12 protein-coding genes are annotated in these 16,268 nt (G+C 62.9%); 9 read left to right on the top strand and 3 right to left on the bottom strand.

Annotated features, from left to right (window positions below; all coding sequences use genetic code 11):
* Window positions 1-47: 47 nt before the first annotated feature.
* The 6 genes from mdh (at window position 48) to lpdA (ending at window position 7,923) form a co-directional block, all read left to right on the top strand.
* On the top strand, window positions 48-1,010 hold the full coding sequence (gene mdh / locus IWY39_RS06440; protein WP_017182653.1) for a malate dehydrogenase: 963 nt from the start codon (window positions 48-50) through the stop codon (window positions 1,008-1,010).
* A gap of 98 nt (window positions 1,011-1,108) precedes the next feature.
* Window positions 1,109-1,993, top strand: coding sequence for a succinate--CoA ligase subunit alpha (sucD, locus tag IWY39_RS06435; RefSeq protein ID WP_019051676.1), 885 nt, complete (start codon window positions 1,109-1,111; stop codon window positions 1,991-1,993).
* Between the two features lie 82 nt (window positions 1,994-2,075).
* On the top strand, window positions 2,076-4,871 hold the full coding sequence (locus IWY39_RS06430) for a 2-oxoglutarate dehydrogenase E1 component (RefSeq protein WP_107124281.1): 2,796 nt from the start codon (window positions 2,076-2,078) through the stop codon (window positions 4,869-4,871).
* Window positions 4,872-4,879: 8 nt separating this feature from the next.
* Window positions 4,880-6,130 carry a 2-oxoglutarate dehydrogenase complex dihydrolipoyllysine-residue succinyltransferase gene (gene odhB, locus IWY39_RS06425; RefSeq protein ID WP_107124127.1) on the top strand — a complete coding sequence of 417 codons (1,251 nt, stop codon included), beginning with the start codon at window positions 4,880-4,882 and terminating at the stop codon, window positions 6,128-6,130.
* A 78-nt stretch (window positions 6,131-6,208) separates the two neighbouring features.
* Complete coding sequence (locus IWY39_RS06420) at window positions 6,209-6,472, top strand: GIY-YIG nuclease family protein (RefSeq protein ID WP_107124126.1); 264 nt, start codon at window positions 6,209-6,211, stop codon at window positions 6,470-6,472.
* Window positions 6,473-6,522: 50 nt separating this feature from the next.
* Window positions 6,523-7,923, top strand: coding sequence for a dihydrolipoyl dehydrogenase (gene lpdA / locus IWY39_RS06415; protein ID WP_107124125.1), 1,401 nt, complete (start codon window positions 6,523-6,525; stop codon window positions 7,921-7,923).
* A 226-nt stretch (window positions 7,924-8,149) separates the two neighbouring features.
* On the opposite strand, the gene IWY39_RS06410 is transcribed toward lpdA, so the two are convergent.
* Complete coding sequence (locus IWY39_RS06410) at window positions 8,150-8,911, bottom strand: enoyl-CoA hydratase/isomerase family protein (protein ID WP_107124124.1); 762 nt, start codon at window positions 8,909-8,911, stop codon at window positions 8,150-8,152.
* The gene (gph, locus tag IWY39_RS06405) at window positions 8,908-9,576 is read right to left on the bottom strand and encodes a phosphoglycolate phosphatase (protein WP_181316663.1); all 669 of its coding nucleotides are present in this window, start codon (window positions 9,574-9,576) and stop codon (window positions 8,908-8,910) included. The genes IWY39_RS06410 and gph overlap by 4 nt, the downstream gene beginning before the upstream one ends.
* A gap of 160 nt (window positions 9,577-9,736) precedes the next feature.
* On the opposite strand from gph, the gene glmU reads away from it, so the two are divergent.
* The 3 genes from glmU (at window position 9,737) to glmS (ending at window position 13,937) form a co-directional block, all read left to right on the top strand.
* Window positions 9,737-11,029 (top strand): bifunctional UDP-N-acetylglucosamine diphosphorylase/glucosamine-1-phosphate N-acetyltransferase GlmU, encoded by a 1,293-nt coding sequence (gene glmU, locus IWY39_RS06400; RefSeq protein WP_409994360.1) that lies wholly within the window; start codon window positions 9,737-9,739, stop codon window positions 11,027-11,029.
* 85 nt (window positions 11,030-11,114) lie between these two features.
* Window positions 11,115-11,984 carry a metallophosphoesterase gene (locus IWY39_RS06395; RefSeq protein ID WP_107124121.1) on the top strand — a complete coding sequence of 290 codons (870 nt, stop codon included), beginning with the start codon at window positions 11,115-11,117 and terminating at the stop codon, window positions 11,982-11,984.
* Window positions 11,985-12,113: 129 nt separating this feature from the next.
* Window positions 12,114-13,937 carry a glutamine--fructose-6-phosphate transaminase (isomerizing) gene (glmS, locus tag IWY39_RS06390; protein WP_107124120.1) on the top strand — a complete coding sequence of 608 codons (1,824 nt, stop codon included), beginning with the start codon at window positions 12,114-12,116 and terminating at the stop codon, window positions 13,935-13,937.
* A 637-nt stretch (window positions 13,938-14,574) separates the two neighbouring features.
* Here the strand turns inward: glmS and IWY39_RS06385 are convergent.
* On the bottom strand, window positions 14,575-16,188 hold the full coding sequence (locus IWY39_RS06385; RefSeq protein ID WP_017182787.1) for a bifunctional GNAT family N-acetyltransferase/carbon-nitrogen hydrolase family protein: 1,614 nt from the start codon (window positions 16,186-16,188) through the stop codon (window positions 14,575-14,577).
* Between the last annotated feature and the right edge of the window lie 80 nt (window positions 16,189-16,268).

Here is a 16,268-nt window from a genome sequence, read left to right as displayed (position 1 = left end):
AGCGGGCCATCAATTCCAGAGTTTACGTCTTGGAGGATGACAGACATATGGCCCGTAACAAGATCGCGCTCATCGGCGCTGGTAACATTGGCGGCACGCTCGCGCATCTCGCGGCCCTGAAGGGGCTGGGCGATATCGTCCTGTTCGACGTGGTGGAAGGCGTGCCGCAGGGCAAGGCGCTCGACCTGTCCCAGTGCGCTTCGGTCGAAGGCTTCGACGCCAAGATCACCGGCAGCAACGATTATGCCGATATTGCTGGCGCCGATGTCATCATCGTGACCGCCGGTGTTGCGCGCAAGCCGGGCATGAGCCGCGACGACCTGCTGGGCATCAACCTGAAAGTCATGAAGGCGGTGGGCGAAGGCATTGCCGCCAACGCGCCCGACGCCTTCGTCATCTGCATCACCAACCCGCTCGACGCGATGGTTTGGGCGCTGCGCGAATTTTCGGGCCTGCCGCACAACAAGGTCGTCGGCATGGCCGGCGTGCTGGACAGCTCGCGCTTCAACCACTTCCTGGCCGAAGAATTCAACGTGTCGGCCAAGGACGTCACCAGCTTCGTGCTGGGTGGCCATGGCGATACCATGGTGCCGGTGATCGAATATTCGACCGTCGCGGGCATCCCTGTGCCTGACCTCATCAAGCAGGGCCGCTCCACCCAGGAGCGTATCGACGCCATCGTTCAGCGCACCCGTTCGGGCGGCGGCGAAATCGTCGCGCTGCTCAAGACCGGCTCTGCCTTCTACGCGCCCGCCACCAGCGCGATCGCGATGGCGGAATCCTATCTGGGCGACAAGAAGCGCCTGTTGCCCTGCGCGGCCAACCTGACCGGCCAATATGGCGTCGACAATCTCTATGTCGGCGTGCCTGTCATCATCGGCAAGGATGGTGTCGAGCAGGTCATCGAAATCGAACTCAACGACGAAGCCAAAGCCAATCTTCAGGTTTCGGTCGACGCCGTCAAGGAACTGCTGGAAGCGTGCAAGGGTATTGATCCCTCGCTCGCCTGACACTTCAGAGCTGCACCATCCCGTTTCAGGTAAGTGCGCAGCCTGAAACGGGATGCATTCGACCAAGTGCCACGTCCACAGAATGTAAAGGGACACGCATGTCCATTCTGGTGAACAAGAACACCAAGGTCATCACCCAGGGGATGACCGGTGCCACCGGCACCTTCCACACCGAACAGGCGCTCGCCTATGGCACCCAGATGGTTGCCGGGGTCACGCCGGGCAAAGGCGGTTCGACCCATATCGGCCTGCCCATGTTCGACACGGTGCTGGAAGCCAAGACCAAGACCGGCGCGGATGCGTCGGTTGTTTACGTGCCGCCGCCATTTGCGGCCGATTCGATCCTGGAAGCGATCGACGCGGAAATTCCGCTGATCATCTGCATCACCGAAGGCATCCCCGTCCTCGACATGGTCCGCGTGAAGCGCGCACTGTCGGGCAGCAAGTCGCGCCTGATCGGCCCGAACTGCCCCGGCGTGCTGACCCCCAACGAATGCAAGATCGGCATCATGCCCGGTAGCATTTTCAAGGCGGGCAGCGTCGGCGTCGTGTCGCGTTCGGGCACCTTGACCTATGAAGCGGTGTTCCAGACGTCGAACGCTGGCCTGGGTCAGACCACGGCGGTCGGTATTGGCGGCGATCCGGTCAATGGCACCAACTTCATCGACGTGCTGGAACTGTTCCTGGCCGACGACGCCACCGAATCGATCATCATGATCGGTGAAATCGGCGGTGACGCGGAAGAGCAGGCGGCGCAGTTCCTGATCGACGAAGCCAAGAAGGGCCGCAAGAAGCCGATGGCTGGCTTCATCGCCGGTCGCACGGCGCCTCCGGGCCGCCGCATGGGCCATGCCGGCGCGATCGTGTCGGGTGGCAAGGGCGACGCGGAAAGCAAGATCGCCGCGATGGAAGCGGCGGGCATCAAGGTTGCGGCCAGCCCGTCCGAATTGGGCACGACCCTGCTGGAAGTGCTGAAGGGCTGATCAGGCCTGTAAGGCGGTCGGGCTGCACCCCGGCCGTCCTTTGCCCGACCGCGACTGCACGCGGCACGGATGGGATATGATGATGGGTTACGAAAACCAGGATTTTGAAGTCGAGCAAGGTCCAAGCTGGGCGCGACCCAACTGGCCGCTGGCGGATACGGACGACCTGACCGGGGCGATGGACCCGACCCAGATGCAGGTGGCCGTAAAGGCCGCCGCCAAGTCTGCGGGCAAGCCTGCGTCGGACGCCGAGATAGCACAGGCGGCAGAGGACGCCATTCGCGCGCAGATGCTGATCCGCACCTATCGCGTGCGCGGTCATCTCGCTGCCAATCTCGATCCGCTTGGGCTGACCCAGCGCGACTTGCCGGCCGATCTGACGCCGGAATATCATGGCCTGACCGATCCGGCCAAAAAGATATTCCTGGGCGGTACGCTGGGCCTGCAATTTGCCACCGTAACCGAAATCGTCGCGATCCTGCGCGCCAATTATTGCGGCAATGTCGGCCTGGAATATATGCACATCGCCGATGTGGAGGAACGCCGTTTCCTTCAGGAGCGGATGGAAGGCAAGGACAAGGAAATCATCTTCACGCCAGAGGGCAAGAAGGCGATCCTGGCCAAGGTCATCCAGGGCGAACAATATGAAAAGTTCCTGGGGCGCAAATATGTCGGCACCAAGCGCTTTGGTCTGGACGGCGGCGAATCGATGATTCCTGCGCTCGAAGCCGTCATCAAATATGGCGGCCAGTCGGGCATCCGTGAAATCGTCTATGGCATGGCCCATCGTGGCCGCCTGAACGTGCTGGCCAATGTGATGGCCAAGGGCTTTCGCGTCATCTTCCACGAATTTTCCGGCGGCACCGCAAACCCGGAAGATGTCGGTGGTTCGGGCGACGTCAAATATCATCTGGGCACATCGACCGACCGCGAATTTGACGGGGTCAAGGTCCACATGTCGCTGGTCCCCAACCCCTCGCACCTTGAAACCGTCGATCCGGTGGTGCTCGGCAAGGTGCGTGCGCAGCAGACGTTCCGCGACGATCTGGCCAAGCATGAGCAGGTCTTGCCGGTGCTCATCCATGGCGACGCGGCCTTTGCGGGTCAGGGTATCGTCTGGGAATGTCTCGGCTTTTCCGGGGTTGCGGGCTACAATACCGGCGGCTGCATCCATTTCATCGTCAACAATCAGGTCGGCTTCACCACCAGCCCGCAATTTTCGCGCGGTTCGCCCTATCCGTCCGACGTGGCGAAGGGTGTGCAGGCGCCGATCCTGCATGTGAATGGCGACGATCCCGAAGCGGTGACTTTCGCCTGCAAGCTGGCGGTCGAATATCGCCAGACCTTCCATCGCGACATCGTAATCGACATGTGGTGCTATCGCCGCTTCGGCCATAATGAAGGCGACGAGCCGTCATTCACCCAGCCGCTGATGTATGCGAAGATCCGCCAGCATCCGCCGGTCAGTGAAGTCTACGCCACCCGCCTGAAGGCGCAGGGCGTGGTCGACGATGATTATGTCACCAAGACGACGGGCGACTTCGTCAACCATCTGGAAGACGAGTTCGAGGCGTCCAAAAGCTACAAGGCCAACAAGGCCGACTGGTTTGCGGGCCGCTGGTCGGGACTGCACAAGCCTGCCGATGCTGAAACCGCGCGCCAGAGCGTTGAATCGGCGATCAGCCCCAAGCTGTTCGACAGCCTGGGCAAGACGCTGACCACCGTGCCGCAGGGCCACACCGTCCACAAGACGCTTCAGCGCGTGCTGGATGCCAAGGCGGAGATGTTCAAGTCAGGCGCGAATTTCGACTGGGCGACGGGCGAGGCGCTGGCCTTCGGCTCGCTCCTGTCGGAAGGCTATGGCGTGCGACTGTCGGGGCAGGATTCCGGTCGTGGCACGTTCAGCCAGCGCCATTCGGTCTGGGTCGACCAGAATACGGAGAAGAAATATATCCCGCTGTCGACCGTGCCCCATGGCCGGTTCGAGGTGCTGGATAGCCCCTTGTCCGAATATGGCGTGCTGGGCTTTGAATATGGCTATGCGCTGGCCGACCCCAAGAGCCTGGTGCTGTGGGAAGCGCAGTTTGGCGACTTCGCCAATGGCGCGCAGATCATCTTCGACCAGTATATCGCATCGTCGGAAACCAAATGGCTGCGCTCCAACGGGCTCGTCTGCCTGTTGCCGCATGGCTATGAAGGGCAGGGGCCGGAACATAGTTCGGCGCGTCTGGAACGCTTCCTGCAACTGTGCGCGGAAGGCAATATCCAGGTCGCCAACATCACGACGCCGGCCAATTATTTCCATGTCCTGCGTCGCCAGATGTTGCGCCCGTTCCGCAAGCCGTTGATCATCATGACGCCCAAGTCTCTGCTGCGGCACAAGCTGGCGGTAAGTCAGGCGCAGGACTTCCAGGGCGATACGCACTTCATGCGCATCCTGTCGGATACCAACCCGGCGCCGGACGCGGAAACGGAGCGTCTGGTTCTGTGTTCGGGCAAGGTCGCCTATGACCTGATTGAGGCGCGCGATGCGGCGGGTGACAAGAATACCCAGATCGTGCGTATCGAACAGCTCTATCCCTTCCCGACCGATGCGCTGGCCATCCGTATCAAGCGGATGACCAATCTGGCGGAAGTGATCTGGTGCCAGGAAGAACCGCGCAACAATGGTGCATGGTTCCATGTGGAGCCTTATATCGAGGAAGCGCTGGCGAGTGCCGGCAAGGCGCCGATGCGCGCCCGCTATGCCGGTCGCAAGGCATCGGCGTCGCCCGCCACGGGCCTCGCCAAGCGCCATGTCGCCGAACAGGGCGCCCTCGTCGCCGATGCGCTGGGTCACAGCGTTCGTGAAGAAATCCGTCGCCAGAAGAAAGGCTGAACAAGCTCATGGCCACCGAAGTCAAAGTCCCTACCCTGGGCGAATCCGTTACCGAAGCAACCGTGGGCCAGTGGCTCAAAAAGCCCGGTGAAGCCGTCGCGCTCGATGAGCCTATCGTCAGCCTGGAAACCGACAAGGTCGCGGTTGACGTGCCCGCGCCGGTCGCAGGCACGCTGGGCGACATCATCGCCAAGGAAGGCGATACGGTGAATGTCGGCGCACTGCTGGCGCTGATCAACGAAGGTGCAGCTGCTGCTGCCGCGCCTGCCGCTGCACCCGCCGCCAAGGCGGAGGCCGCCGCGCCTGCACCGGCCGCTTCGGCCCCCGCGCCTGCTGCATCGGACGATGAGGAGGGCGGCAATCTGACCCTGTCGCCCGCCGTGCGCCGTCTGGTGCTGGAGCATGGGCTGGACCCCAGCAAGATCAAGGGCACCGGCAAGGACGGCCGCCTGACCAAGGATGATGTGACGGCGGCTGTAGCGGCTGGCACGGCGAAGGCGGCGGCCGCGACGGCTGCGGATTCGGCCCCTGCGGCAGCGGCACCGGCGTCCGGTCCCGGTCGCGCGCAGGAACGGGTCAAGATGACTCGCCTGCGCCAGACGGTCGCCAAGCGCCTGAAGGAAGCGCAGAATAATGCCGCGCTGCTGACCACCTTCAACGATGTCGACATGAGTGCGGTGATCGAGGCGCGGGCCAAGTATAAGGACCTGTTCGAAAAGAAGCATGGCGTCCGTCTGGGCTTCATGGGCTTCTTCACCAAGGCCGTCTGCATGGCGCTGAAGGACATTCCTGGCGTCAACGCCCAGATCGAGGGCGACGAGATCGTCTATAACGATTTCTGCGACATTTCGGTCGCGGTGTCGGCGCCGACCGGTCTGGTCGTCCCGGTCATCCGCAACGCGGAAAGCATGAGCGTGGCCACGATCGAAAAGACGATTGGCGACTTTGGCCGCAAGGCGAAGGAAGGCAAGCTGACCATGGAAGATATGAAGGGCGGCACCTTCACCATCTCCAATGGCGGCGTGTTCGGCAGCCTGATGTCCACCCCGATCATCAACCCGCCCCAGTCGGCAGTGCTTGGCCTCCACCGCATCGAGGATCGTCCTGTGGTGCGCGATGGTCAGGTCGTGGTGCGTCCGATGATGTATCTGGCGCTGTCCTATGACCATCGTCTGATCGACGGTCGCGAGGCGGTGACCTTCCTGGTCGCGGTGAAGAATGCGATTGAAGACCCGACCCGTCTGCTGATCGACCTGTAAGGCTTATTTCCCACGTGCTCCTGCGAACGCAGGAGCCCAGGGCGGAGAAATGCAACGAAAGCGGGATATGTCTATCTGATTGCCAGCCGACGCAATGGCACCCTCTATCTGGGTGTTACAAGCGATCTGGCTGGCCGGGCATATCAGCATCGAAACGCTTTGGTTGAAGGCTTTACGAAGCGACATGGCTGCACCATGTTGGTGTGGTTTGAGTCATATGATGATTTGCAGGAAGCGAGGCTTCGCGAACTGCAGATGAAGAAATGGAAGCGCGCCTGGAAGATCGAGTTGATCGAACGGGAAAATCCGCAGTGGCGGGATTTGTTCGAGACGCTGTTCTGACGACGCCCTGGGTTCCTGCGTTCGCAGGAACACTATGAGGAAGAAGAACGATGGCCGAGTATGATTATGACGTTCTGGTGATCGGCGCTGGCCCCGGCGGCTATGTGGCCGCGATCCGGGCGGCGCAGCTGGGCCTGAAGGTCGCGTGCGCGGAAAGCCGTGAGACGCTGGGCGGCACCTGCCTTAATGTGGGCTGCATCCCGTCCAAGGCATTGCTTCATGCGTCGGAACTCTATAACGAAGCGGCCAACGGCACGCTCGCCAAGCTGGGCGTCAAGATCGACAAGATGAGCCTCGACCTGTCGACCATGCAGGGGCAACGGGTCGACGCAGTCAAGGGTCTGACCGGCGGCATCGAATTTCTGTTCAAGAAGAACAAGGTGACCTGGCTCAAGGGGCTGGCGAGCTTCACCGGCGCAAACACGGTTGCAGTCGGCGGCGAAACGGTGACGGCGAAGAATATCATTATCGCCACCGGATCGTCGGTCATGCCGCTACCGGGTGTCGATGTGGACAATGCCGGCGGCCAGATCGTCGATTCGACCGGTGCGCTGGAACTGGACAAGGTGCCGGGGCATCTGGTCGTTGTCGGCGGCGGCGTCATCGGCCTGGAACTGGGCAGCGTGTGGCGTCGGCTGGGGTCCAAGGTCACGGTCGTGGAATATCTGGACCAGATCCTGCCCGGCATGGACGGCGAAATCCGCAAGGAAGCCAACAAGATCTTCAAGAAGCAGGGCTTTGAATATCGGCTCGGCACCAAGGTGACCGGCGCGAAGGCGGGCAAGAAGGGCGTGACCCTGACCGTCGAGCCTGCTGCAGGCGGCGCGGCCGAAACGATCGAGGCGGATGTGGTTCTGGTGTCGATCGGCCGTCGCCCCAATACGGATGGATTGGGCCTCGACAAGATCGGGCTGGAACTGAACAAGCGCGGCCAGATCGAAACCGATCATGAATTCGCCACGAAGGTGCCCGGCGTCTGGGCGATTGGCGACGTGATCCCCGGCCCCATGCTGGCCCACAAGGCCGAGGATGAGGGCATTGCCGTTGCCGAGAATATCGCGGGCCTGACCGGCATCGTGAACCATGACCTGATCCCCGGTGTCGTGTACACCAAGCCTGAAATTGCAGGCGTCGGGCTGACTGAGGAGCAGGCCAAGGAAAAGGGACCGATCAAGGTCGGCAAATTCCCGATGATGGCCAACAGCCGCGCCAAGACCAACCATGAACCGGACGGCTTCGTGAAGGTCATTGCCGACGCTGAGACCGACAAGGTGCTGGGCGTGTGGATCATCGCCGTACCGGCAGGCACCATGATCGCGCAGGTCGTGCAGGCGATGGAATTTGGCGCATCGAGCGAGGATATCGCCTATACCTGCCACGCCCATCCGACGCATAGCGAGGCGATCAAGGAAGCGGCGATGGCGGTGACCGGCAAGCCGATCCATATGTGATTGCACAGCAGATCAGGACAAAGAAGGGCCTCCGGTTTCGGGGGCCTTTTTTGTTGGTGATTATGCCCATTGCAAACTCGCTACCCAAATCCTCCCCTTTAAGGGGAGGGGGACCGGCGAAGCCGGTGGAGGGGTGTCATGCTATCGAGAGGGCGACACCCCTCCGTCTGGCCTACGGCCATCCACCTCCCCTAGCAGGGGAGGATTTTATGTTTGACGGCCGTGGTCAGAAATCAGGTCGCCTCTTCGCCTGAAAGGCAGCCACGCCCTCGGCAAAATCGGGCAGGGTGAAGGCGTCGCGGAAGATCGCCAGCGTCACCTCGTCATCATCGGCCTGACCGTCCAATATGCGACGGATAATCGCCTTGGACGCGCGCACGCTATGCTGCGCATTGGCGGCGATGGTGCGGGCCAAAGCCGTCGCGGCGGCGAAGGGATCGTCGGCGATCTCGTCGATCAGGCCGATGGCGAGGGCATCGTTCGCGCCGTGCAGCGCGCCGGTGAAAAGGATGCGTCTGGCACGGGCCGGACCCACCAGATCGACCAGCAATTTGGTGTCGAACAGCGAATAGACGATGCCGAGCTTCGCAGGCGTGATGCCCAGCCGGGCGGTGGGGGCGGCGATGCGCAGGTCGCAGGCGATGGCGAGGCCGCAACCGCCGCCGACACAATCGCCGTCAATGGCCGCGATCACCGGCTTTGGCGCATGGGCTAGCGCATATTGGCTGGCGCGGATCGCGGCCTGATTGGCTATGCGCCAGGCTTCGTCGCTGCTGTGCCGGGCAAATTCGCCGATATCCGCCCCGGCGCAGAAAATGCCGGGCGTGGCGGAGCCGAGGATCAGGACGCGGACGGCGTCGTCGGCCATCGCCTGCGCCACCAGCACGGGCAGCTCTTCCCACATCGCCTGCGTCATGGCGTTGCGACGTGCCGGGCGGTCGATCAGCAGGCGGGCGATGGCCCCGTCCCGCTCCAGCCGCAAGCTCATGTGGGCCAGCTTTGCAGGAGCGGGACGAGATCGTCGAAATGGTCGATGACGGCGTCGGCTTCCAGATCCTCGACCGGGCCGTCGAGGAAACCGAAGCTGACCGCGACGCTGGGGATGCCCGCATTGCGCGCGCCCGCTATGTCGTTGATCGTGTCGCCGATGAAGATTGTCCGGCCACCGCCCGCGCGTTCGATCATGGCGCGGATGGGGGCGGGATCGGGCTTGGCGACGCCCACCGTGTCGCCGCCCACGATGCTGGCGAAACGCGGGGTCAGGCCAAGCTGATCGATCAGCGGAATGGTGAAGCGCTCTGCCTTGTTGGTGCAGATGGCCAGCTTGACGCCTGCCGCGGCCAGCGCGTCCATCGCGGCGATCAAGCCGGGATAGGGGACGGAACGGGCGCTGAGATTATCCTGATAATAGTCGAGCAGGACGGGCAGCAGCCGGGCGAGCGTCGCGTCGTCATAGCCGCCCGACGCACCCAGCGCGCGTTCGAGCATGACCTTCGCGCCCTTGCCGACAAAGGGGCGGATGGCCTCCACCGGGAAAGGCGGTCGGTCGATCGTCGCGATGGCGTGGTTGACGGCGGCGGCAAGGTCGCCGCTCGTGTCGATCAACGTGCCGTCTAGGTCGAAACCGACAATATCGAAATTTATGTTTGCCATGGCCGCGGCATGCCGCGAGCGCGGTGGCAAAGGCAAGCCAAACATGGCAGAGCCGAAGGCCACAGACCCATTTTCGAGGGACAGAGATATCGTGACCGCCAGCCGTCCAGTCGCCCGCCCATTGGCCGTCATCATCCTTGCCGCCGGTCAGGGCACACGCATGAAATCGTCGTTGCACAAGGTGTTGCACCCGGTTGCGGGACGCCCGATGCTGCTGCACCTGCTGGCGAGCGTCGCGGCGCTGGAGCCGGAGCGGCAGGTCGTGGTGGTCGGCGCTGGTCGGGAGCAGGTCGAGGCAGCGGTGACGGGCACCGGCGCGGTGATCGCGGTGCAGGACCAGCAGCTTGGCACCGGCCATGCCGTTGCACAGGCGCATGATGCGCTAGCGGGATTCGCGGGCGATGTGTTGATCCTCTATGGCGACGTGCCATTGGTGAGCGGGGCGACGATGCGGGCGATGCTCGATCGGCTGAACCGGGGGGACGATCCGCGGGCGGTCGTGCTGGGGTTCCGACCGGACGACGCTGCCGCCTATGGCCGGATCATTGCCGATGGGCAGGGCATCATCGGGAAGATGGTGGAATATAAGGACGCCAGTGAGGCCGAACGGGCAGTCACTTTGTGCAATAGCGGGCTGATGGCGGTGCGATCGACCGATCTGTTCGTCCTGCTGGACCAGATCGGTAACGATAATGCCGCTGGCGAATATTATCTGCCCGACATCATCATGCTGCCCGGTGCGCCCAGTGCGGTGATCGAGACGGACGCGTGGGAAGTGGCGGGCGTCAACAGCCGGGTCGAACTGGCGGGGGTGGAGGCAATGTGGCAGGCGCGCCGCCGGGTAGAGGCGATGCGCGAAGGAGCGACGCTGGTGGCGCCGGAGACAGTGTTCTTCGCCCATGACACGATATTGGGCCGCGATGTGGTGGTGGAACCGAACGTGGTGTTCGGGCCGGGCGTGCGGGTGGCGGACGGGGTGGTCATCCACGCTTTTTCCCATCTGGAAGGGGCCAGCATTGAAAGCGGCGCGGCTGTCGGACCCTATGCACGGCTGCGGCCCGGTGCGCAGATCGGCGTCAAGGCCAAGGTCGGCAATTTCGTCGAGATCAAGAAGGCCGTGCTGGGCGAAGGAGCCAAGGTCAACCATCTGTCCTATATTGGCGATGCCAGCGTGGGTGCGGGGGCCAATATCGGCGCGGGCACGATCACCTGCAATTATGATGGATTCTTCAAATATAAGACCGAGATTGGCGCGGACGCCTTTGTCGGGTCGAACAGCGCGCTGGTCGCGCCGGTGACGATCGGCGATGGCGCGATCGTGGCGGCGGGAAGCGTGGTGACGCGGAATGTGGAGGCCGACGCGCTGTGTCTGGTCCGACCCGCGCAGGAGGCAAAGCCGGGCTGGGCCAAGCGGTTTCGTGCGCGGATGATGGCGAAGAAGGCGGCGAAGTGAGAAAAGGCTGCGTGCTCCCGCGCAGGCGGGAGCCTAGATCGGAGCGTGGGACTGGGCTCACGCCTGCGCGGGAGCACGTTGTGGGATGAAGCTGGTCCAGCGGCATCCCTGGTTGGCGGGACTGGTCTGCACGCTGATCCTGATTCTGGCAGGGGCTGGCTGGCTGATCCTGAACGCCAGCGCCATGCCACAGGTTCGGCTGGCCGAGATCGCGCTGCCTTTCCCGGCCGACGCGGCGCGCGATCCTGTCACCGTCGCGCTGCTGACCGATACGCATATGTCGGGGCCGGACAACAGCCCGGCGCGGATGGCGCGGATCGTGGCGCAGATCAGCGCGCTGCGCCCGGACCTTATCCTGCTGGGCGGCGACTATATTGGCGATGACAAGGGCGGGGCGACCTATGACGCGCGGGCAAGCATCGCGCCGCTCGCCGGGCTGCGCGCGCCGCTGGGCGTGGTGGCGGTGCTGGGCAATCATGACAGCCGCAGCGCACTGAACCGTGTTGCGTTGAGCAGTCGGGACTGGGCGGTGGCCTTCTCGCGGATCGGCATCACCCTGTTGCAGGATGGTGTGGTGCGGCGCGGGCCGCTGGTGATCGGCGGGTTGAAGGATATTTATACGCGAAAGCCCGACCTGCCCGATACGATGACAGCGATGGCGCGAATGGGTGGCGCGCGGCTGATCCTGTCGCACGGGCCGGATGTGTTTCCCGCTCTGCCGAACACGCCGTCGCTGACACTGGTGGGGCACACCCATTGCGGGCAGGTGGCTTTGCCCTTTGCCGGTATCGTCTATGTGCCGTCGAAATATGGAACGCGCTATGGCTGCGGCCTGTATCGCGATGGAGCCAAGACGATGATCGTCGCGGCCGGGATCGGCACCAGCGGATTGCCGTTCCGGTTGCTCGCGCCTCCCGACATCTGGTTGATCACGATAAAGCCGACACCGAACTGAACATATTAAACTGAACGCGCCCCACCTTGACGGGAGTGGCCATTGCCGTGACACGCAATACTAACGATTATCCGGCACAGACGCCGGGCATCCGCGTCCCTTATCAACTCTGAAAGGCTCCCCCGGCTCATGTGCGGCATCATTGGCATCATCAGCAACAGCGACGTGGCGGAGCGGCTGGTCGATGGGCTAAAGCGGCTGGAATATCGCGGTTATGACAGCGCGGGGGTCGCGACCGTCCATGACGGGGCGATCGAGCGGCGGCGGGCGGAGGGGAAGCTCGCCAATCTGGTGACCGAGTTGCGCGACGAGCCGCTGCCCGGCACGACCGGCATCGCGCATACACGATGGGCCACGCATGGCGCGCCGACGACCAGCAACGCGCACCCCCATGCGACGCGCGAGGTGGCGCTGGTGCACAATGGCATCATCGAGAATTTCAAGCCGCTGCGTGCGGAACTGATGGCGCGGGGGCGCATTTTCGACAGCCAGACCGATACCGAGGTGGTCGCCCATCTGGTGAGCGAACTGGTGGAGCAGGGGGCTTCGCCCAAGGAAGCCGTGCGCCAAGTGTTGCCACGCCTGCACGGGGCGTTCGCGCTGGCGATATTGTTCCGCAGCCATCCCGACATGCTGATCGGCGCGCGGCTGGGATCGCCTCTGGTGGTCGGCTATGGCGATGGTGAGACCTATCTGGGGTCGGATGCCTTGGCGCTGGCACCGCTGACGCAGAAGATCGCCTATCTGGAAGAGGGCGACTGGGTCGTCATCACGAAGAATGGCGCCGAGATTTTCGACAAGGATAATGTGCCGGTCGAGCGGGCCGTGACGGTCTCCGGCGTGTCGGGGGCGATGATCGACAAGGGCAATCATCGCCACTTCATGCAGAAGGAGATTTACGAGCAGCCGGTCGTCGTCGCCCAGACGCTGCGCGCCTATCTGCGCCGGATGGAGAATGAGGTCGCCATGCCGGACATGGATTTCGATCTGGGGGCGGTGAAGCGGATCACCATCGTCGCCTGCGGCACCAGCTTCTATGCCGGGATGGTCGCCAAATATTGGTTCGAGAAATTCGCGCGTGTGCCGGTCGACATCGATGTGGCGAGCGAGTTCCGCTATCGCGACCCGGTACTGGAACCCGGCGGCCTGGCGCTGTTCATCAGCCAGTCGGGCGAGACGGCCGATACGCTGGCGGCGCTGCGCCACGCCAGGGCGGCGGACCAGATCATCGCTGTGGTGGTGAACGTCCCGACCAGTTCGATGGCGCGCGAGGCTGACCTGTTGCTGCCGACCCATGCCGGGCCGGAAATCGGCGTGGCGTCGACAAAGGCCTTTACCTGCCAGCTGGCGGTGCTGGCTGCGCTGGCCGCCAATCTGGCGCGGGCCAAGGGGCTGCTGACCCCGGCGGAAGAAGCCGAGATCGTCTGGCACCTGTCCGAAGCCCCGGCCGCGATGAACGAGGCGCTGGGCCATGATGGCGACATAGAGGCAATGGCGCACCTGATCGCCCCGGCGCGTGACGTGCTGTATCTGGGGCGTGGGCCGGATTATCCGATGGCGCTGGAAGGGGCGCTCAAGCTCAAGGAAATCAGCTATATTCACGCCGAGGGCTATGCGGCTGGCGAGATGAAGCATGGCCCGATCGCGCTGATCGACGAGGCGGTGCCGGTGATCGTGATCGCGCCGTCCGGCCCGCTGTTCGAGAAAACCGTGAGCAACATGCAGGAAGTGCAGGCGCGCGGCGGCAAGGTGGTGCTGATTTCCGATGCGGAAGGGATCGCACTGGCAGGCGAGGGCTGCATGGCGACGATCGAGATGCCCAAGGTGCATCCGCTGATCGCGCCTTTGGTCTATGCGGTGCCGGTGCAGTTGCTGGCCTATCATGTCGCGGTGGCCAAGGGGACGGATGTGGATCAGCCGAGGAATTTGGCGAAGAGTGTTACGGTGGAGTGAGCGGGGGATGCGGTCCGGGTCAGTTTACGATCGGGAGTGCCACCCACTACCGTTCGGGCTGAGCTTGTCGAAGCCCCCGTCTTTCTTGCGACGGGTATAGAGGCACGGAGAAAGTGCGACCCTTCGACAAGCTCAGGGCGAACGGGGTTGCGGGGGTAGAAATTGCCTAGAAGCGCCCGCAAATTCCTCCCCTGCAAGGGGAGGGGGACCACGAAGTGGTGGAGGGGTGTCACCCTATCGCGGGGGGACACCCCTCCGTCTGGCCTACGGCCATCCACCTCCCCTTATAGGGGAGGATGATCGGGAACGACTAAAAGCCGGTCAATCAATTGCAAATAAATCTGGCCCAGAGCCGGACTAAGTAGGGTTTCGTTCCGGTCCATCTAGGGCGGCAGGAACAGTCCACGCAGAAGGCAAATCTGAAAAGTTGCCCCACAGGTTCCACTTTCCATTGGCCGGATCAAACGATGCCAGTCCCCATCGGGGCGGATCAGGCCAGCCGAACCAATCCCGATCAATCAAAAACAAAACTTCATTGCTGAATTCGGCAACGAACCCCATTCCCATCTTTCGCGCCCAATCGCCTCCTTTATGCTCCGAAAGCCGACAGGTCGCCACCCACCCTTATAGTGTCTTCTCACCCACCACCCGGCGAATTATGGCCGCCCGCCGGGACCGGGCCGCCGCTCTGGGCGTGGGCGTGGTCGGGGTTGTTGTCCCATTCGATATGATAGAGATCGAAGCGCCGGTCGCGCAGGTTGCGGACGGTGCCTTCGGCGCGGGCCCAGCTGAGGTCAGCCAGGTTGACGTCGGCCATGGTCAGGGTTTCGACATTTTCGGATGATTCCGCCGCAATCCCGTCCCGTGCGAAGGGCAGGTCGCAGGGGGTCAGGATGGCGCTCTGGGCATATTGGATGTCCATATTGTCGACATTGGGCAAGTTGCCGACATTGCCCGACATGACGACATAGCATTGATTTTCGATCGCGCGGGCCTGCGCGCAATAGCGCACGCGCATATAGCCGGCGCGGGAATCGGTGCAGAAGGGGACGAAGATGATGCGCGCGCCCTGATCCACCAGGCGGCGGGCGAGTTCGGGAAATTCGCTGTCGTAGCAGATGAGAACGCCGATCGGCCCGCAGTCGGTCTGGATCACGTCCAGCGCGTCACCGCCCTTGATATTCCACCAAAAGGCCTCGTTGGGGGTCGGGTGGATTTTTTCCTGAGTGTGAAGTGATCCGTCGCGGAGCGCGACATAGGCGATATTCTGGATGTCGCCATCATCGGCGCGGGTCGGGTGGGAACCGCCGATGATGTTGATATTATATTCCAGCGCCATGCGGCCCAATTCCTTGGTCAGGCGGGGCGTATAGTTGGTCAGCTTGTCGATCGCCTCCATCGGGTTGAGCTTTTTCGTCTCGAACGACAGGAGGGGCAGGGTGAAGAGTTCGGGAAAGACGATGAAGTCCGAGCGGTAGTCGGCGGCGACATCGACGAAATATTCGATGTTGCGGATAAACTCGTCAAAATCCTGCACGGCGCGCGCCTGTAGCTGGCAAGTGGCGAGGCGGACGCTTTCGACGCCGCGCGGGACGCGCATTTCGGGCGCTTCGTCCGGGTCGACATAGGGGTTGCGCCACACCAGATGCGCAGCATGGCCGTCCGACTGCTTGTCCTCCGGCAGGTAATTTTCGAGGACGCCGAGCGGTTCGAAGCCGTTTTTAAGCTGGAAGCTGACCACTTGGTCGCGGATCTTGCCCTGCACGACCTTGTCGAGATAATCTTTCGGTCCGTCCACCTTGCGCTTGGTGCGCAGATAGCCGGGCATGCGACCGGCGATGACGATGCCGTGCAGGTCGAGTTGTTCAACCAGTTCCTTGCGCTCGTCATAGATGCGCTGGCCGATGCGCAGGCCGCGCAGCTTGGGATCGACCGCCATTTCATAGCCATAGAGCCATTCGCCCGCCGCGCTGTGGCGGGTGCCAAAGCCATTCGCGGTGATTTCGTCCCAGTCATGGGGGGAGAAGGCCATCGATTTGCTGACCCGCATGGTCGCGCAATAGCCCACGACCTTATTGTCGTAGAGCGCGACGAAACAGCCATCGGGGAAATTGTTGATCTGGCCCCGGACTGTCGCGGGGGAATAATTGGGCAGGCCCGGATAGACGCGGGCTATCAGCCGCAGGATGGCGCGCACGTCGGACGGTACGGCGGTGCGGACTTCCAGGCGTTTGCGGGCTGTCGTTGTCATCTCCGCGTCTCCTGTAAAGTCAGTCCCGAACGGAGAGAGATTTCCTTCCGGTCGGTTGGCCAGTCGTGAAAAAGGCGGCT

Origin of the sequence: Sphingobium sp. JAI105, assembly GCF_015752145.1 — a bacterium.
In the GTDB taxonomy this organism is placed as follows: domain Bacteria; phylum Pseudomonadota; class Alphaproteobacteria; order Sphingomonadales; family Sphingomonadaceae; genus Sphingobium; species Sphingobium xenophagum.
This window is presented reverse-complemented; position numbering and strand designations above follow the sequence as displayed.